This window comes from uncultured Pseudophaeobacter sp. (genome assembly GCA_905479575.1).
Lineage (GTDB): Bacteria > Pseudomonadota > Alphaproteobacteria > Rhodobacterales > Rhodobacteraceae > Pseudophaeobacter.
Map to the genome: position 1 here is coordinate 1 of CAJQNB010000055.1, position 17041 is coordinate 17041.

Here is a 17041-nt window from a genome sequence, read left to right on the forward strand (position 1 = left end):
TCGGCCGCGAGGGTGAGACGGTTCGCGTCACCACGCTGGAAGCGCTCACCGTCGACGAGGTCGACATGCTGACCACCGTGCTTGTCGGCTCGTCTGCCTCGAAGGCGGTGATGACAGGCAGCGGCAAACCCTTCGTCTACACGCCGCGCGGCTACGCCAAGCGCATCGAGGAAAAGCTATGACCGTCCATTTCATCGGCGCGGGGCCGGGCGATCCGGATCTCATCACCGTGCGCGGGTTGAAGCTCATCCAGAGCTGCCCGGTCTGTCTCTATGCCGGCTCGCTGGTCCCCGAGGCGCTGTTGCAGCACTGCCCCAAGGACGCCAAGGTGATCAACACCGCAGCCCTGTCACTGGATGAGATCATCGCCCATATCAAAGAGGCCCACGCGGCGGGCCACGACATCGCCCGCCTGCATTCCGGCGATCTGTCGGTCTGGTCCGCCCTGGGCGAGCAGCTGCGCCGCTTGCGCGCACTGAGCATCCCCTATGACATCACCCCCGGCGTACCCGCCTTTGCGGCGGCGGCGGCGGCGCTGGGATCAGAGCTGACCCTGCCCGGTGTGGCACAATCGCTGGTGCTGACGCGGACCTCTGGCAAGGCCTCGGCGATGCCCGAAAGCGAAACCCTGGAGAACTTTGCCCGCACCGGGGCAACCCTGGCCATTCACCTGTCGGTGCATGTGCTGGAGGATGTGATTGCCCGGCTGGCACCCAGCTATGGCGCCGAGTGCCCGGTGGCCGTGGTCTGGCGCGCTACCTGGCCGGATCAAAAGGTGGTCAAGGCAACGCTTGGCACCCTGGAAGAGGCGACGGACGGGATGCGCGGGCGTACCGCGCTGATTCTGGTCGGACCAGCGCTTGGCAATGAAGATTTTGACGAAAGCTGCCTTTACGCGCAAGATTACGACCGCCGCTACCGGCCACAAAGCGCCGATAGCCAATGGGCCAACTGGAGCGAAGGTGATGACTGATTTCCCCAAAGGCCTGATGATCTCCGCGCCGGCCTCTGGCACCGGCAAAACCACGGTGATGCTGGGCCTGCTGCGCGCCCTGGCCGAAGATGGCCTGGCGGTACAGCCCTATAAGAGCGGCCCCGACTACATCGACCCAGCCTTTCACTTTGCCGCCGCCAAGCGCCCCAGTTTCAATCTGGACACCTGGGCGATGGATCCCGGACTGCTGGATGCCGTTGCCGGACAGGCAACAGGGGCTGAGATCTGCATCGGCGAAGGCTCGATGGGGCTGTTTGACGGGGTTGCCACCCGCGGGCAAAGCGGCTTTGGCTCCTCGGCGGAAACCGCCAAACGCATGGGCTGGCCGGTGGTGCTGGTGATTGACGTGGGCGGCCAAGCGCAATCCGCTGCTGCCACCGCTTTGGGGTTCAAATCCTATGACCCCGAGGTGCCCTTTGCCGGGGTGATCCTGAACCGGGTCGCCAGCCCCCGCCACGAACGCCTGACCCGGCTGGGGATGGAGCGCGCCGGTGTCAAGGTTCTGGGGTCGTTGCCCCGGCGCGGCGATCTGGCCCTGCCCGAACGCCACCTGGGCCTTATTCAGGCAGTGGAACACCCCGATCTTGAAGCCGCCATTGCTGGCTATGCCACATTCCTGCGCGATCATGTGGATCTGGACGCCATCAAAGCAGCCGCCATGGGCGCCGCCGCACCCGCTCCCAGCACGCTGCCAAAGCCTCCGGCGCAGCGCATCGCCCTGGCCCGGGATGCGGCGTTTTCCTTTACCTATCCACATCTTCTGACCGGATGGCGTGCTGCTGGCGCTGAAATCCTGCCGTTTTCCCCCCTCGCGGATGAGGCCCCGGCCCAGGACGCCGATCTGGTCTGGCTGCCCGGCGGCTACCCGGAGCTGCACGGTGGCACCCTGGCCGCCGCCGAGACCTTCCGCGCGGGCCTGCGCAAACATGCCGAGACCAAGCCAGTGCATGGCGAATGTGGGGGCTATATGGCGCTCGGCGCGGCGCTGATCGACAAAGAGGGCAACCGCCACCAGATGGCCGGGCTGCTGGGGCTGGTCACTTCTTATGAGAAACGCAAATTCCATTTGGGCTATCGCCGCGCCGAGCTGCAGGCGCCGATGCCGGGCTTTGCAACAGGCGCGGCCCTGCGCGGCCATGAGTTCCACTATTCCACCATTTTGGATGAACCCGACGCGCCGCTGGCCCATGTGATGGACGCCGACGGCAATCCGGTGCCCGAAACCGGATCCATCAAGGGCCATGTCACCGGGACCTTTTTCCATCTGATCACCGGAGAAGGCGCATGAGCGGCTTTGTCAGTTTTGTGTCCTCCGGCCCCGGCGACCCGGAGCTGCTGACCGTCAAGGCGGTCAAGAGACTGGAAACCGCAGATGCGGTGCTGTTTGACGATCTTTCCGCCGGGCCAATCCTGACCCATGCCAACCCAGAGGCCGATCTGGTGGGCGTGGGCAAACGCGCCGGACGGCCCTCGCCCAAGCAGGACCACGTCAGCCAGCTGCTGGTGGACTATGCCAAAAGCGGCCTCAAAGTGGTGCGGTTGAAATCCGGCGACAGCGGCGTCTTTGGTCGGCTGGAGGAAGAGATCGCGGCTCTGCGCGGCGCAAATATTCCGTTTGAGATCGTCCCCGGAGTCACCGCAGCCTCCGCCGCAGCGGCAGCGGCCAATATCCCACTGACCCGGCGGCTGACTGCGCGCCGCATGCAGTTCATCACCGGCCATGACGTCACTGGTGGGCTACCGGATAGCCTTAACATGGCGGCCCTGGCCGATCCGGATGCCACCACGGTTGTCTATATGGGCAAACGCACCTTTGCCGCCCTGGCGGAAAAGCTGATTGAGGCCGGCCTGCCGCCTGAGACCCATGCCCTGGTGGCCCTGGGTGTGTCGACGCCCCAGCAAGTGCTTAGCTGTCATACCGTTGGGGAACTGCCGCAGGTGCTGCGTGCGATGGAGACCACTGCGCCGGTTCTCATTCTCTACGGTCCGCTGGCCGATACCGATCTGACCCCGGGAGGCTGAGCCGTTGCCGCAACCAACCCTGACCCTCTGCAAGAGCTGTAAGAGCGCCGATCTGGCCCTACCCCGCCACCTGGCAGAGGTCCTGAAACAGGCCGGGATCGCGGCGCGGGTGCAAGAGGTGGACTGCATGTCCGGCTGCACACGCCCGCAGACCCTTGCGGTACGGCAAAGCGGCAAGACGGCCTATCTCTTTGGCGAGATTACCGCAGCGGACCTTCCGAATATCCTCACCTTTTTGCGGCTCTTTAACGAAAGCCCCGATGGCACCCTGGCAGATTCCCGCCCGCTGGGGGCGCTGCGAATGAAGGCCATCGCGCGAATCCCGGCGGATCTGGACTAGACCCGACAGCCGGGTCAAAATCACCCTGCCCGCCGAAAAAGTCGCATCTTTGCCCATGCGGGGCGGTTTCCAACTTGACCGGGCCGTATGACAAAGGGCACAACAAATGAACATGGTGCCCAACGATGCAAAGCATCAGGGCTGAAACAGGAATGAGGAATGGCGGACCAAATCGCGGCGCCACGCCCTCAACCGCCCCCGCGACTGTGAGCAGCGAGTGGTTTTTCATATCCACTGGGGCCAATCTGGCCACCGGGAAGGGGAAAAACCGCTGTGACCTGCGAGTCAGGAGACCGGCCATGTAATGGAATGAAACTTTTGTCGTCGGGTGTGACGACGTGGAGAAAAATGATGACAACAAAGACACTGAACAAATCCGCTGCAGGCATTGGTTTTGCACCAGCCCTGTTTGCCGTGATCCTGGGCCTGGGTATTGTCACCCTGACCGGTCACGTACAGGCCTCTGCCCTGCATGACGCGGCCCATGACGTCCGTCACGCAACCGGCTTCCCCTGCCACTAAGCAGATGATGAATCGTATCTTGACCAGCGCGTTGTTCGCTGGTGCTGTAGCAGGGTTGTTAACCGCTCTGCTGCAGCTTCTTTTTGTGCAGCCTGTTCTTTTGCACGCCGAGCTTTATGAGACCGGCGAGCTGGTGCATTTTGGCGGTGCCGCGGTTTCAGCGCATCCAGATCTGCCCGGCTTTGATGTCATGCGCGACGGGTTGAGCATCATTTTCACCATGCTGACCTACACCGGCTATGCGCTGGTCATGGTTGCCCTGATGTCACTTGCCGAGAGCAAGGGCCATGTTGTCACCGCACGGGCGGGCATTCTCTGGGGGTTGGCAGGTTTTGTCACCTTCCATCTGGCGCCAGGTTTGACCCTGGCACCAGAAGTGCCCGGCGTCGCCGCTGCCGATGTCTTTGACCGCCAGATCTGGTGGACAGCAACCGTGGCTGCTGCTGGCATTGCCATGTGGCTCATCGCCTTTGGCGGCAATCTGGTCTCTTATGCCATTGCCGTGGCGCTGTTGCTGCTGCCGCATCTGATTGGTGCCCCGGAGCCAGACAGCTTTACCGGTCCGGTTCCAACCGAGATCGGCGCGCTGTTTGCCGCACGCGCCCTTGGCGTTGGCATGGCTGCCTGGGCTCTGCTAGGCACCTTTGCCGGCTATTTTTGGCAATCGGAAGCGCCGCGCACCGCCGCAGCGTAATCGAAAAAAACCTCCGTCGGTGCATCGCCACTGGCGGAGGTTTCCGTTTCAAAGGATCAAGAATGTCCCGTTCCCTCGCTCTCTTTGCCATCGGGCTTACCTTTGGCTGTGGCATCGGTTTTGTTGTCGCTGCCGGCAATGGCATCACCTTCACCGGCCACGACCACGGCGATCCTGCCCAGCACGGTGGTGCAGAACACCAGATGGAAAGCGCCGGTCACGCCCATAGCCAACCTCTGATGATCACCCCAGGCAGCACCGCGCCCAAAATCGCAATAGGCGTCCACAAGGACCCGATGTCCGGCTGGAACCTGCAGGTCACCACAGAAAATTTCACCTTCTCGCCCGAGCATGTCTCCACTGCGGATCGCCCCGGCGAAGGCCATGCCCATGTCTATATCAATGGCAGCAAGCTGACCCGGCTTTATGGCAACTGGCTGCATCTGGGCGATCTGCCCAAGGGCAGCGTCGAAATCACCGTGGCGCTGAACGCCAATAGCCACAGCCCGCTGATGATCGGGACAGACCCGATTGCTGACAGCGTGATCATCGACAACCCCTGACCCCCTTGATGCCCCGGTTGCAGCCCCGGTCTGCCGCCTGACCTGACGCGAAGCCGATACAAAGCGGCCCGATCCCGCTATGCAGCCGGATCCGGACTTGATTATGCTGAAACACGGCGCCATAGCGGGCCGTGTTTCTTTTTGGCAGGAGCCCGACAGATGAACAATGACAGCACGGCGGCTATGATCGAGCTTTCGCTCATTGGCATTGGCACCGGAAATCCGCAGCATCTGACCCTGGAAGCGGTCGCCGCGCTCAATGCCTGCGACCTGATCCTGATCCCGCACAAGGGCGCGGGCAAAGACGACCTCGCCGGGCTGCGCCAGCAGATCTGCACTCAGGTGATCCAGCCCCCCGGCCCGCGTATTGTTGAATTTGCCCTGCCGGTGCGCGACCCCTCGATCCAGGACTACACCGCCCGCGTGGATCACTGGCACGATGCCATTGCCGAGGTCTGGGTCAAAACCATTCGCGCCCAACTGCCTGCAACTGCGGCTGCGGCAAAGGTTGGCTTTCTGGTCTGGGGCGACCCTTCGCTTTATGACAGCACCATGCGCATTGCCGAGCGGCTAAAGGCCACGCAGGAGGTGAGCCTTACGGTTATTCCGGGGGTGACCTCCATTCAGGCCCTAACCGCTGCCCATGCAATTCCACTCAACGAGATTGGCGCGCCTTTTACCGTCACCACCGGGCGCCAGCTGCGGGAAAACGGCTGGCCTGAGAGTGCTGATACCCTGGTGATCATGCTGGATGGGGAATGCTCGTTTCAGGCCATCGACCCCACTGGGGTGAGTATCTGGTGGTCGGCCTATGCCGGCATGGAAAACCAGATCAGCCTGTCTGGCCCCTTGGCTGAGACCGCCGAGCAGATCATTCAAACCCGTGCCCAGGCCCGCGCCGATCACGGCTGGATCATGGACATCTATCTGCTGCGCAAATCCTGAAACGCGCGCTGTTCCGCCTGATGTTCCCCGGTTTGCTGCTCCCAAAAGGCTAGACCTGGGGCATGCGACGCCCCGCCAGCCAGAGCGAGGACAGCCCGGAGAGGACAATCACCCCCAACCCCAAAAGCGCCAGCCCATCGGGCCAGGTACCAAACACAAGCACCCCCAGAACCGTTGCCGCCAAAAGCTGGCTGTAGATCAAGGGGGCCACCACATTGGCGGGGGTGGTGCGGTTGACCATCACCAACAGAAAATTTCCCGCCGCAGATCCCAACGCACTGATGAGGATCAGGCTCCCCCCTGTAATATCAATGCTTTGCGGCATCTCATCATAGCTAAAGGGCAACAGCACCACAGAGCCGATGATCAATTGGGAGATCAGCAGAAACTTAGGCCGATACCGCCCGGCCAGGCTGCGCGTCGCCACCAGGTAGGAGCCATGAAAACAGCCCGCCAACAGGGCAAACCCCATACCGATCTGCATCCCAAACCCAGGCTTCACCACCAATAGCACACCGACAAAACTGACCAGCAACAGCGCCACCCGGCCCGGATCCGCCTTTTCTTTCAGCAACAGCGCCGAGAGCGCAAAGGCCACGATGGGCCCAACAAAGAAGCCGCCAAAGACATTGGCGATGGGTTCGGTCCGCAGCGCGGTGAGGATACACAGGATCCCCGTTGCAATCAGCACCGACCGCAGAATAATCCGCCAGTCCAGAAAGCCGCGCAGCTCAGCGCTGCGCAGACCGGCAAAGGGCAACAGCACCACCGCCGCCACGGTAAAGCGAGACCAGGCAACAAAGAAGGGGCTGGCGCCAGAGACCGTCAGCGCCTTGCCGGCGGTATCGCCAATCACGATCAGCGTCATGGCCAGAACCACGGTGCCAAGCATGCCCAAAGGGATATTGTGTTTCATCAGATCACTCCGGCGCAGGCGGTCAGGTTCATCTGCATCAGCCCAGCCAATCTTTGCGCAGGATTGCATCGCGCAACGCAATCAGATCCTCGCGCAGTTGCTCCAGACTGATCGGCCCGCCCAGGCAGACCCGCAGTGCCTCGCTGGGCTGGCCCACTACGGTAAAGGCATCGCTGGGCATGATGCCAATCTGCCGGTTTGCCATGCGCCCCATGACCTCAGCCCGGCTGGTGCCACGGGGCAGCTCCACCCACAGGTTAAAGGCCTCGGGCGCATTGGTCACAAAACACCCACATAGAATACCCCGCGCCAACTCCTGCCGCTGGGCCGCTGCGCGCCGCACAAAAGCCTGGATCTGGGCGGCGGTGCCGTCTTCGATCCAGTGCCCCAACAGGGCCAGGCTCAGCGGTGAGGCCATCACGTTGATACTGCGCAACGCCTGGGAAAACCCTCCCATCTCGGCCCGTTGTGGCCCGGTGGTATAGGCAAGCCGCAGGCCAGCGCCAAAACATTTGGAGATCCCGGCCACATGCCAGGCCAGATCCGGCAGGTGGCTTGCAATCGGCGGCGGCGCGTCTGCGGCGACAAACCGGTAGGCGTCATCCTCGATCAGCTGAATGTCGTGCTGGGTCAGCACCTCTGCAATCTCGCGGCGGCGGGTCTCGGACATGGTTTTGGTGGTCGGATTCTGCAGCGTTGGATTCAGATATAGCGCGGCGGGCCAGTGCTCGGTGATTGCCCTCTCCAAAGCCTCGGGACGCAGCCCCTCCCGGTCGCTGGGCACCCCGACCAGCCGCAGGCCAAGACGGGCGGCAATGGAGCGAATACCGGGATAGGTCAAAGTCTCACACAGCAGGGTCTGCCCCGGCTCGCTCAGCAGGGTCAGGATCGCGTAGATACTGGCATGGGCACCTGGTGTGATGGCAAAGCGGTCGGCGGCAAAATCCAGCCCGTTTGCCTGCATCCAGGTCCGGGCAATCTCCCGGTCTGCAGCGCTGCCGCGCACCGATTGATAGCGCAACAATGGCACCAGATTGGCCGCCACATGGCCCAGGCCACTGGCCATGCGGGCCACCAGGGCCGGATCATCCGGTTCCGGTGGCATGTTCATCATCGGATCTTCCTCCAGGATCCGGCGTGGATCCGGCGCCGCATTGGCCCCGTCAAGCAGCGCCTGCACGTCGGGTGCACGAACAAATGTCCCACGGCCAACAAAGCTCTCAATATCTCCGCGTCGAACCGACTCTGCGTACCCTCTTGATACCGTGGAAAAATCTACCCCCAGATCCTGTGCAACCCCGCGCTGTGGTGGCAGCCGGTCGCCCGGCAACAGCAGGCCTGCATCAATATCTGCCCGAATCGCATCGGCAATCTCCAGATAGCGCGGCTTGTCCGAAACTGGCAGCGTCGGGCTCCAGTGTTTCAAAGGGTCTCTCCCCACAGCAGTCTTTCCTTTTTTCCAGCTCCAAAAGGCCGGCCAACACGGGCGTTACGCAGCAATACCCCCAAGCTCCGCATAATTGCAACCAAATTGATTGCATGATTGATTGCAATCAATCTAGAAACACCATAGAGGATAGCTTTGATAAGAATCAGAAATGGTGATACCCGAGATGCCCCAGGACGACACCACAACAGCAGCCGCCCCAGAGCAGGCCAATCCGTCCACTCAGACCGAGCAACGCCCCTGGAAACCAGCCGCGCTGCGCGGGCTGCGACTGCGCTGCCCCAACTGCGGCGAAGGCAAGCTGCTGAAAAGCTATCTCAAAGTGAAACACAGCTGCGACAACTGCGGTCAGGAGCTTTATCACAATCGCGCCGATGATGGCCCTGCCTACCTGACCATTTTGCTGGTCGGGCACCTCCTCGGCTTTGCGCTTCACATCACCTACATGCAGTTTCGGCCTGACCCCCTGACCCTGGCTTTGATCATGTCGCTGGTGACCATCTCGGCCTCGCTTTTGTTGCTACCGCGAATGAAGGGGCTTGTGGTTGCCTATCAATGGGCCAAACGCATGCATGGCTTCTAGATATTAGTTTCCCTGGCCTAATGGCCTGATCCTTTTGTTTGAATAGAAGGACGTATTCTGGGCCAGGATCGCCACAGGAATACTACCTCCTGCCCCAGGGCAGGAGATGCAAGCTCAGACTACGTTTGCGATTTTAGCCTTTGGCCCCCTGGCCACGGGCATAGACATCCTCATAGCGGATGATGTCATCTTCCCCAAGACAGCTGCCGGTCTGCACTTCGATCAGCACCATGGGCAGTTTTCCGGGGTTCTCCATCCGGTGCACAGACCCCAGTGGGATATAGACCGACTGGTTTTCGGTCACCAGTTTCACCTCGTCATCCACCGTCACCTTGGCAGTGCCTTCCACCACAATCCAGTGCTCTGAGCGGTGGTGATGGCTTTGCAGCGACAGCGCCGCGCCGGGATGCACATGGATACGTTTCACCTGGAACCGTTCGCCCACCACCAGGCTCTCAAACCAGCCCCAGGGGCGGTGATCCATCGGGAACTCGGTGGCCTGTTTGGCGCCTTTTTCCTTCAGCGCGGCCACAGCCAGTTTCACATCCTGCGCACGAGAGGCATCCGCCACCAGCACCGCATCCGGCATCGCCACCGCGATCACATCCTGCAAACCGATGCCCACAACCGCCAGGCTGTCATCTTCTGACCGCAGCAGGCTGTCGCGACAGTCAATCGCCGTAGCATTGCCGCTGGCAACCACGCCATTGGCATCCGCCTGGCTTTCGCGCCAGACCGCATCCCAGCCGCCCAGGTCAGACCAGCCAGCCGCAAAGGGCACCACCGTCAGATTGTCGGCATTCTCCATTACCGCGTAGTCGATCGAGATATCGTCCAGCGCCGCCCAGGATTCAGGGTCCAGACGGAAAAAGCCAAGGTCATTTTTACCCGCTGCAATCGCCGCCTCAACCGGGGCTACCAAATCGGCTGCATGGGCAGCAAAGGCCGCAAGCATGGTTTTGACCGAAAACAAAAAGATCCCGGCATTCCACAAGAAATTTCCAGAGGCCAGCATTGCCTCAGCTGTGGCAGCATCGGGCTTCTCGACAAAACGTTTAAGACCAATAGCGCGCGGGGAAAAATCCCCTGGATCGCCGGTGAGTTCGAGATAGCCATAGCCGGTTTCAGCATGGGTGGGTTTGATCCCAAAGGTGACGATCTGGCCCTTATTCGCCGCCTCGGCCCCAGCAGCCACCGCCGCACGAAAGGCCGCGTCATCGGGCACCACATGATCCGAGGGCGCCACCAGCATCAGCGCTTCGGGGTCGGATTGAGCCAAATACAGCGCCGCCGCCAGAACCGCAGGCGCGGTGTTGCGCCCGGCAGGTTCAATCAGAATGGCGCCGGGATCAATGCCAACGCTGGCCAGCTGTTCGGTCACGATAAAGCGGAAATCGGAATTGGTCAGCACCATCGGGGCGGCAAACTCCGCCCCCGAAAGCCGCTGCGCCGAGGCCTGAAACAGGGTGGTTTCCCCGACCAGGGGCACAAATTGTTTTGGGTAGCTCTTGCGCGACAGGGGCCAAAGCCGGGTGCCGGAACCACCGCAAAGCAAAATTGGTGTAATCATAAATCCGTCCTTCAAAAATCGGCTGCTGTTCTAATCATCAGCAGTCTTATTTCCATACCCTCCGATTCCCCAAAACATTTATATAAAACCACAGCAGAATGTCACTCTGTCAGTGCGACCAAAGACCCGTATCACCACCCCTTGGGATCAAACGGCGGCTGACGACACCAAGGCCGCCCCGCCCTTTTAGTTGCGATGTTAATTATTATTGACAACGCAAAGCATCACTGGCTATGGTGCCTTTGCTTAACATGTAAAGGTTGCGGGATGCCCCATTTTCAGATCGAATACTCGGGAAATCTGGAACAGGTTTTCGACGTTACGGCGCTGTGCGAACATATCCGCGCCACCGCAGTTGAAATCGACACCTTCCCCCTGGCTGGCGTCCGGGTGCGCGCCTTCCGCGCGGATCACTATGCCATTGCGGATGGCGATCCCAAACACGGCTTTGTCGATATCTCAATCCGCCTGCGCGCCGGCCGGACGCCTGAGGTCAAAACAGATGCCACACAGCGCATTTTTGACGCCGCGCAGGCCTTTTTGGCACCCGCCATCGCCAGCCATTCCATCGCTCTCTCGCTGGAAATGCGCGATATCGACCCCGCCCTTTCCCCCAAAACCGGCTCAATTCGCGCCCATCTCGGTCGCCCTTCGCAGGAGGTCTCCTCATGACTGCTCTGAACGACAATATCGCAAAGCTCAGCGGGTTTCTTACCCGCTTTCAGGACACCGGCATCCAGAACCGGATCGCAGGCCTGGATCGCCCCGGCTCGGCTGGTACCTTTCAGTCCATCTCTCCGGTGGACAAATCGGTGATCTGTGAGGTGGCGCATGGCACAGATGTCGATATTGACGCCGCCGCAGAGGCCGCCAAAGCCGCCTTTCCCACCTGGCGCGACATGCCCGCAGTCGAGCGCAAAAAGATCCTGATCCGCATCGCCGAAGGTATCGAAGCCCGCGCCGAAGAAATCGCGCTGTGCGAATGCTGGGACACCGGCCAGACCCTGAAATTCATGTCAAAGGCCGCCCTGCGTGGCGCCGAAAACTTCCGCTATTTTGCCGACCAGGTGGTGCAGGCCCGCGATGGTCAGCACCTGCAATCGCCCACCTTGATGAATATCACCACCCGCAAACCCATCGGCCCGGTTGGTGTCATCACCCCCTGGAACACCCCCTTCATGCTGTCGACCTGGAAAATTGCCCCGGCCCTCGCAGCGGGCTGCACGGTGGTACACAAACCCGCCGAAGACAGCCCGCTGACCGCGCGTCTGCTGGTTGAAATCGCCGAAGAGGCGGGCCTGCCCCCTGGGGTGCTCAACACCGTCAACGGCTACGGCCACGACGCGGGCAAACGGCTGACCGAACACCCCGCAATCAAGGCCATCGCCTTTGTCGGCGAAAGCCGCACCGGGTCGATCATCACCAAACAGGGCGCCGATACGCTCAAGCGCATGCACCTGGAACTGGGTGGCAAAAACCCCGTCACCGTCTTTGACGATGCTGATCTGGACCGGGCGCTGGATGCGGTGATCTTTATGATTTATTCCATCAATGGCGAACGCTGCACCTCCTCCTCGCGGCTGCTGGTGCAGGAGACCATCCGCGCAGAGTTCGAGGCCAGGCTGGTGGAGCGCGTCAACAGGATCAAGGTTGGTCACCCGCTTGATCCCACCAGCGAAATTGGCCCCCTGATCAGCCAAGAACACTACGACAAGGTGACCTCCTATTTTGACATCGCACAGGAAGACGGCGCCACCGTGGCCGCGGGTGGCACCACTTTGGGGGATGAGGGCTATTTTGTCCGCCCCACCCTGTTCACAGAAGCCAACAACAAGATGCGCATCGCTCAGGAAGAAATCTTTGGCCCCGTCCTGACCTCCATCTCCTTCAGCACCGAGGAAGAGGCGCTGGAGCTGGCCAATGACACCCAATACGGGCTCACCGGCTATCTCTGGACCAGCGACCTTACCCGTGCCCTGCGTTTCACCGATCAACTAGAGGCCGGGATGATCTGGGTGAACTCGGAAAACGTCCGCCATCTGCCCACCCCCTTTGGCGGGGTCAAGGCCAGCGGCATCGGCCGCGATGGCGGCGACTGGAGCTTTGACTTTTACATGGAGCAAAAGCACATCGGCTTTGCCACCGGGCAGCACAAAATCACCCGCCTGGGCAGCTGACCTCGGCTTTATTTGGCCAAAATATCCCGGGGTGAAGTTTCGAATGCCCATTTGAAACTGAGGGGCCGGCCCCTCCCCCGCCTCATACAAGGAGTGTCCCCATGGGAGAGATCGTTCTCGCCGCCAAAATGACCCATGTCCCAACCATGCTGATGTCAGAGCAGGAGGGACCAATCAAAGGCAAACGTCAGGCCGCCATTGATGGGCATCGCGAAATCGCCCGCCGCGCCAAGGCGCTTGGGGCCACCACCGTGGTGATCTGTGACACCCATTGGGTGATCAATGCGGGCTTTCACATCAATGCCAACAAACGCTTTGAGGGCCTGTTCACCTCGAATGAATTTCCGCAGTTCATTCAGAACCTGCCCTATGCCTATGATGGCAATCCGGCCCTGGGCGCGGCCATCGCCAAAGCCGCCACTGACAGGGGGGCCTATACGCTCTGCCATCAGCTGGACAGCCTGGAGCTGGAATATGGCACCCTGGTGCCGATGCGCTTTATGGCCCGTGAACATGATATGAAGGTGGTCTCGGTGGCCGCTTGGGCCACGGTGCATGACCATGACGAGAGCCGCATTGTTGGCGAAGCGATCCGCGAAGCGATTGAAGCCTCGGATGAAAAGGTGCTGCTGGTGGCCTCTGGCAGTCTCAGCCATAAAATCTGGGCCAATAAGGACTATGCCGCCAACAACGGCACCTTTACCATCTCCTCCGAATTCAACCGACAAATGGACCTGCATGTGCTGGAGATGTGGAAACAGGGCGATCACGCCACCTTCCTCAAGATGCTGGGCGAATACGCGCAATTCTGCTGTGGCGAAGGCTCGATGCATGACACGGCGATGCTATATGGCGCCCTTGGCTGGGATAAATACACCGGCAAATGCGAGGTGGTGACGGAGTATTTCCCATCATCGGGCACCGGCCAGACCAATGTGATCTTCCCGGTCTAGCCGGGTATTTCAGAGAACAACATGACCGAAGGCAACGCCACAGGGCTTGCAGCGGAGGAGAAATCAGATGCGTTTTGCAACCTACACGGCCGAAGGTGAGACCTTCTATGGCGCCGTCACCGACACGGGCATGATCGCCCTGAATGACGCCTGTCCACAATGGGCCACGCTTTACGATGTGATTGCGGCAGGTGCCCTGACAGAGCTTGAGAAACCGGCCGCAGACAAGCCTGTCAGCCATACCGATTTCATCTATGAAATGGTGCTACCCAATGCGCCGCGCATCTTATGTGTTGGGGTCAACTTCCCCGATCGCAACGCCGAATACAAAGACGGCAGTGCTCAGCCAAAATACATGTCACTGTTCCCGCGCTTTGCCAGCGGCTTTACCGGCCATGGGCAAAATCTGGTGCGCCCGCCGGAAAACCACACCCTGGACTATGAGGGCGAAGTTGCCATCGTCATCGGCAAGGCTGGTCGTCGGATTTCACAAGACGACGCCTATGACCATATCGCCGCCCTGACGCTCTGCAATGAGGGCACCATTCGCGACTGGGTGCGCCATGCCAAATTCAACGTCACCCAAGGCAAGAACTGGGACAAATCAGGTGCCATCGGCCCCTGGCTGGTGCCCTTTACCGATGCCAAACAGCTGGATGACGCCCGCATCCTCACCCGCGTCAATGGCGAGGTCCGCCAGGACGATGTGCTGTCGCGGATGATGTTCCCGATCCGCCGCGAGATCGAATATATCTCCACCTTCATGACCCTGCAGCCCGGCGACATCATCATCACCGGCACCCCCACCGGGGCCGGCGCCCGCTTTGATCCGCCGCGCTATTTGAAACCCGGCGATGTGGTCGAGGTAGAGGTCGAAGGCATCGGCACCCTGCGCAATGGCGTTGAGGACGAGGTGACATCATGACACCGCAAGACCACGTCCAGGCCGCCGCCGATCTGCTGCAGGCCGAAGCCACGGGCCAGCAGATCGGGTTGCTGACCAAACGCCACCCCGAGATGGGCATGGATGACGCCTATGGAGTGCAAAACGCCATCTACCGCGCCAAACTGGCGGCGGGCCAAAAGGTGATCGGCTGGAAGATTGGCCTCACCTCCAAGGCGATGCAATATGCGCTCAACATCGACATCCCCGACAGCGGTATCCTGTTTGACGATATGCTGTTTGAAACCGGTGCGACGGTGCCAGCGGGGCGGTTTATCCAGCCCCGTATCGAGGCTGAGATTGCCTTTGTGATGAAAACCCCCATTGGCGGCGCCGATGTCACCCGCCAGGATGTCATTGCCGCCACCGACTATGTGGCCCCTTCGATCGAGATTCTGGATACCCGTATCCTGCGCGTGGACCCGGAAACCGGCCAGACCCGCAGCGTCTTTGACACCATCAGCGACAACGCCGCCAACGCAGGGATAGTGCTGGGCCGCGAACGCCACAGCCTTGACGCCCATGATCTGCGCTGGGTCGGCGCCATCACCAGCCGCAACGGCGAGGTGGAGGAAACCGGGCTCGGCGCGGGTGTCCTGAATGATCCGGTGGAAAGCGTGGTCTGGCTGGCCCGGCGCATGGCGCAGTATGGCCAGAGCATCGAACCCGGCCAGGTGATCCTGTCCGGCAGCTTTATCCGCCCCATTGAATGCCCGTCCGGCGCTGATATTCACGCTGATTTTGGCGCCTTTGGTTCGGTTGACATTCGCTTCGCCTAAGGCTCCTGTGACATCAGATCTTACCTAAAAGGACATTGCCCATGCCCGCTCCGCACAACCCATTCAAAGCCGCGCTGAAAGCCGGAAAACCCCAGATGGGTTGCTGGCTGGGGCTGGCTGACCCTTACGTGGCGCAGATCAGCGCCGGGGCCGGATTTGACTGGTTGCTGATCGACGCCGAACATGCCCCCAACGATCTGCGCTCGATCACCGCGCAGATGCAGGTGCTGGCCGGGTTCGACAGCCATGCCATCGTCCGCCCCACCATCGGTGAAACCTGGATGATCAAACAGTATCTGGATGCCGGCGCCCAGACCCTGCTGATCCCCATGGTCGAAAGCGCCGAACAGGCGCGGGAATTGGTGCGCGCGGTGACCTATCCGCCCCATGGCGTGCGTGGCGTTGGCTCCGCGCTGGCGCGGGCCTCGAACTTTTCCGGCATTCCCGACTATCTGCAAACCGCAGATGCCGAAATCTGCCTGCTGGTGCAGGTGGAAAACCGCGCAGGCATGGCGGCACTGGATGAGATCTTGCAGGTCGATGGCGTAGACGGTGTGTTTATCGGCCCGGCAGATCTGGCCGCTGATATGGGGTTCATCGGCAATGCCGGCGCCCCCGAGGTCGAAGCCGCCGTGCTGGGCGCCATGGGCAAGATCGTCGCCGCGGGCAAGGCCGGCGGTATCCTGACCCTGGACCCAAAGATGCAGCGGGCCTGCCTTGATGCCGGCGCTACTTTTGTCGCCACCAATATCGACGTCACGCTGTTTGCCGCTGCCATGCGCAACACAGCCAAAGCGGCGCTGGCGCTGCTGTCAGATCAGGCCGCGACCGGCAGCGCCAAAACTGAAAACGCCAGCCGCTATTTGCAACAGCTGTGCAAACACTGGTCGCACAAAGCCACAGCAGAATTTGACGCGGCCCAGGGCAGCATCACTTTTGACACTGGCAACCGGGTTACAATGACGGCCTCAGCCGACCAATTGGAGATCACCGCCACCACAGGGCCGCGGGGCGATCTGACACGCTGGAAACAGGTGATCACCGATCACCTGGTGCGTTTTGCCTTTCGCGAAGAGCTCAGTGTTGAATGGGCAGATTAAATAACCCGCCCCAGCCACCGCGCTGGGGCAGTCACGCCAAACTGCGCAGGTTTTAGTCGGTGCCCGACAGGTCACGGGTAAAGATCTTGTCCTCTACATCGCGGATGTCATCGGTCACCCGGTTGGCGACGATGACATCTGACACCTGCTTAAAGGCCTCCAGATCCCGCACCACCGCTGAGCCAAAGAACTCGTCTTCCTGCAAGACCGGTTCATAGACCACGACCTTGATGCCCTTGGCCTTGATCCGCTTCATGATGCCCTGGATTGAGGAGCGGCGGAAATTGTCTGATCCGGCCTTCATCACCAGCCGGTAAATGCCCACCACATTGGGCGCCTTGGCAATGATCTGATCCGCCAGGAAATCCTTGCGGGTATGGTTGGCATCCACAATGGCGCGGATGAGGTTCTGTGGCACCTCGGAGTAGTTCGCCAACAGCTGTTTGGTATCCTTGGGCAGGCAATAGCCGCCATAGCCAAACGACGGGTTGTT

General features: G+C 60.8%; 20 protein-coding genes and 1 riboswitch. Of the genes, 16 read left to right on the plus strand and 4 right to left on the minus strand.

Annotated elements, in window-relative coordinates; all coding sequences use genetic code 11:
* The 9 genes from QZ268_RS14420 to cobF all read left to right on the plus strand — a co-directional run.
* Positions 1–182: hypothetical protein (locus tag QZ268_RS14420; RefSeq protein ID WP_295453998.1), on the plus strand; the 182-nt coding region annotated here is incomplete at its 5' end.
* Positions 179–973, plus strand: coding sequence for a precorrin-4 C(11)-methyltransferase (gene cobM / locus QZ268_RS14425; RefSeq protein WP_295454001.1), 795 nt, complete (start codon positions 179–181; stop codon positions 971–973). The genes QZ268_RS14420 and cobM, both read left to right, overlap by 4 nt.
* Entirely contained in the window at positions 966–2282 is a 1317-nt protein-coding gene (locus QZ268_RS14430) for a cobyrinate a,c-diamide synthase (protein WP_295454003.1), read from the plus strand. Before cobM ends, QZ268_RS14430 begins: the two co-directional genes overlap by 8 nt.
* Positions 2279–3016: a uroporphyrinogen-III C-methyltransferase gene (cobA, locus tag QZ268_RS14435; RefSeq protein WP_295454006.1), complete on the plus strand. Its 738-nt coding sequence runs from the start codon at positions 2279–2281 to the stop codon at positions 3014–3016. The genes QZ268_RS14430 and cobA overlap by 4 nt, the downstream gene beginning before the upstream one ends.
* A 4-nt stretch (positions 3017–3020) precedes the next feature.
* On the plus strand, positions 3021–3356 hold the full coding sequence (locus tag QZ268_RS14440; RefSeq protein WP_295454009.1) for a DUF1636 family protein: 336 nt from the start codon (positions 3021–3023) through the stop codon (positions 3354–3356).
* A 96-nt stretch (positions 3357–3452) separates the two neighbouring features.
* Positions 3453–3673, plus strand: a riboswitch (cobalamin riboswitch).
* 34 nt (positions 3674–3707) lie between these two features.
* Positions 3708–3878 (plus strand): CbtB domain-containing protein, encoded by a 171-nt coding sequence (locus QZ268_RS14445; protein WP_084300665.1) that lies wholly within the window; start codon positions 3708–3710, stop codon positions 3876–3878.
* 4 nt (positions 3879–3882) lie between these two features.
* Entirely contained in the window at positions 3883–4572 is a 690-nt protein-coding gene (locus QZ268_RS14450; RefSeq protein WP_295454015.1) for a CbtA family protein, read from the plus strand.
* A 62-nt stretch (positions 4573–4634) separates the two neighbouring features.
* On the plus strand, positions 4635–5135 hold the full coding sequence (locus QZ268_RS14455) for a hypothetical protein (RefSeq protein ID WP_295454018.1): 501 nt from the start codon (positions 4635–4637) through the stop codon (positions 5133–5135).
* Between the two features lie 183 nt (positions 5136–5318).
* On the plus strand, positions 5319–6080 hold the full coding sequence (cobF, locus tag QZ268_RS14460) for a precorrin-6A synthase (deacetylating) (protein WP_295454049.1): 762 nt from the start codon (positions 5319–5321) through the stop codon (positions 6078–6080).
* Between the two features lie 49 nt (positions 6081–6129).
* Here the strand turns inward: cobF and QZ268_RS14465 are convergent, their stop codons facing one another.
* Together QZ268_RS14465 and QZ268_RS14470 are read right to left on the minus strand one after the other, a co-directional pair.
* Complete coding sequence (locus QZ268_RS14465; RefSeq protein ID WP_295454021.1) at positions 6130–6996, minus strand: DMT family transporter; 867 nt, start codon at positions 6994–6996, stop codon at positions 6130–6132.
* Positions 6997–7033: 37 nt separating this feature from the next.
* Positions 7034–8422, minus strand: a complete 1389-nt coding sequence (locus tag QZ268_RS14470) for a PLP-dependent aminotransferase family protein (RefSeq protein WP_295454024.1) — start codon at positions 8420–8422, stop codon at positions 7034–7036.
* A 172-nt stretch (positions 8423–8594) separates the two neighbouring features.
* Here QZ268_RS14470 and QZ268_RS14475 point away from each other — a divergent pair, with 172 nt between their 5' ends.
* Entirely contained in the window at positions 8595–9026 is a 432-nt protein-coding gene (locus QZ268_RS14475) for a DUF983 domain-containing protein (protein WP_295454027.1), read from the plus strand.
* Positions 9027–9159: 133 nt separating this feature from the next.
* Here the strand turns inward: QZ268_RS14475 and QZ268_RS14480 are convergent, their stop codons facing one another.
* Complete coding sequence (locus QZ268_RS14480; RefSeq protein ID WP_295454030.1) at positions 9160–10596, minus strand: mannose-1-phosphate guanylyltransferase/mannose-6-phosphate isomerase; 1437 nt, start codon at positions 10594–10596, stop codon at positions 9160–9162.
* Between the two features lie 267 nt (positions 10597–10863).
* Between QZ268_RS14480 and QZ268_RS14485 the strand changes: the two genes are divergently transcribed.
* The 6 genes from QZ268_RS14485 to QZ268_RS14510 all read left to right on the plus strand — a co-directional run bounded on the left by QZ268_RS14485 (position 10864) and on the right by QZ268_RS14510 (position 16548).
* Positions 10864–11268, plus strand: coding sequence for a 5-carboxymethyl-2-hydroxymuconate Delta-isomerase (locus QZ268_RS14485; RefSeq protein WP_295454032.1), 405 nt, complete (start codon positions 10864–10866; stop codon positions 11266–11268).
* Positions 11265–12773 (plus strand): 5-carboxymethyl-2-hydroxymuconate semialdehyde dehydrogenase, encoded by a 1509-nt coding sequence (gene hpaE / locus QZ268_RS14490; protein WP_295454036.1) that lies wholly within the window; start codon positions 11265–11267, stop codon positions 12771–12773. Before QZ268_RS14485 ends, hpaE begins: the two co-directional genes overlap by 4 nt.
* 101 nt (positions 12774–12874) lie before the next feature.
* On the plus strand, positions 12875–13726 hold the full coding sequence (hpaD, locus tag QZ268_RS14495; protein ID WP_295454039.1) for a 3,4-dihydroxyphenylacetate 2,3-dioxygenase: 852 nt from the start codon (positions 12875–12877) through the stop codon (positions 13724–13726).
* Positions 13727–13793: 67 nt separating this feature from the next.
* Entirely contained in the window at positions 13794–14651 is an 858-nt protein-coding gene (locus tag QZ268_RS14500; protein WP_295454042.1) for a fumarylacetoacetate hydrolase family protein, read from the plus strand.
* Entirely contained in the window at positions 14648–15448 is an 801-nt protein-coding gene (gene hpaH, locus QZ268_RS14505; RefSeq protein ID WP_295454044.1) for a 2-oxo-hept-4-ene-1,7-dioate hydratase, read from the plus strand. Before QZ268_RS14500 ends, hpaH begins: the two co-directional genes overlap by 4 nt.
* A gap of 41 nt (positions 15449–15489) precedes the next feature.
* Complete coding sequence (locus QZ268_RS14510) at positions 15490–16548, plus strand: aldolase/citrate lyase family protein (RefSeq protein ID WP_365322443.1); 1059 nt, start codon at positions 15490–15492, stop codon at positions 16546–16548.
* Positions 16549–16600: 52 nt separating this feature from the next.
* Here the strand turns inward: QZ268_RS14510 and QZ268_RS14520 are convergent.
* Positions 16601–17041 (minus strand): UDP binding domain-containing protein (locus QZ268_RS14520; protein ID WP_295454047.1); only part of this gene is annotated, 441 nt, incomplete at its 5' end.

Excerpts from the sequence above, each read along its gene's own strand:
- cobA (WP_295454006.1), top strand. The coding sequence starts at position 2,279 with ATGAGCGGCTTTGTCAGTTTTGTGTCCTCCGGCCCCGGCGACCCGGAG.
- QZ268_RS14485 (WP_295454032.1), top strand. The coding sequence starts at position 10,864 with ATGCCCCATTTTCAGATCGAATACTCGGGAAATCTGGAACAGGTTTTC.
- QZ268_RS14480 (WP_295454030.1), bottom strand. The coding sequence starts at position 10,596 with ATGATTACACCAATTTTGCTTTGCGGTGGTTCCGGCACCCGGCTTTGG.
- hpaH (WP_295454044.1), top strand. The coding sequence starts at position 14,648 with ATGACACCGCAAGACCACGTCCAGGCCGCCGCCGATCTGCTGCAGGCC.
- QZ268_RS14445 (WP_084300665.1), top strand. The coding sequence starts at position 3,708 with ATGACAACAAAGACACTGAACAAATCCGCTGCAGGCATTGGTTTTGCA.
- QZ268_RS14500 (WP_295454042.1), top strand. The coding sequence starts at position 13,794 with ATGCGTTTTGCAACCTACACGGCCGAAGGTGAGACCTTCTATGGCGCC.
- QZ268_RS14455 (WP_295454018.1), top strand. The coding sequence starts at position 4,635 with ATGTCCCGTTCCCTCGCTCTCTTTGCCATCGGGCTTACCTTTGGCTGT.
- QZ268_RS14475 (WP_295454027.1), top strand. The coding sequence starts at position 8,595 with ATGGTGATACCCGAGATGCCCCAGGACGACACCACAACAGCAGCCGCC.
- cobM (WP_295454001.1), top strand. The coding sequence starts at position 179 with ATGACCGTCCATTTCATCGGCGCGGGGCCGGGCGATCCGGATCTCATC.
- QZ268_RS14510 (WP_365322443.1), top strand. The coding sequence starts at position 15,490 with ATGCCCGCTCCGCACAACCCATTCAAAGCCGCGCTGAAAGCCGGAAAA.
- QZ268_RS14430 (WP_295454003.1), top strand. The coding sequence starts at position 966 with ATGACTGATTTCCCCAAAGGCCTGATGATCTCCGCGCCGGCCTCTGGC.
- cobF (WP_295454049.1), top strand. The coding sequence starts at position 5,319 with ATGATCGAGCTTTCGCTCATTGGCATTGGCACCGGAAATCCGCAGCAT.
- QZ268_RS14465 (WP_295454021.1), bottom strand. The coding sequence starts at position 6,996 with ATGAAACACAATATCCCTTTGGGCATGCTTGGCACCGTGGTTCTGGCC.
- hpaD (WP_295454039.1), top strand. The coding sequence starts at position 12,875 with ATGGGAGAGATCGTTCTCGCCGCCAAAATGACCCATGTCCCAACCATG.
- hpaE (WP_295454036.1), top strand. The coding sequence starts at position 11,265 with ATGACTGCTCTGAACGACAATATCGCAAAGCTCAGCGGGTTTCTTACC.
- QZ268_RS14450 (WP_295454015.1), top strand. The coding sequence starts at position 3,883 with ATGATGAATCGTATCTTGACCAGCGCGTTGTTCGCTGGTGCTGTAGCA.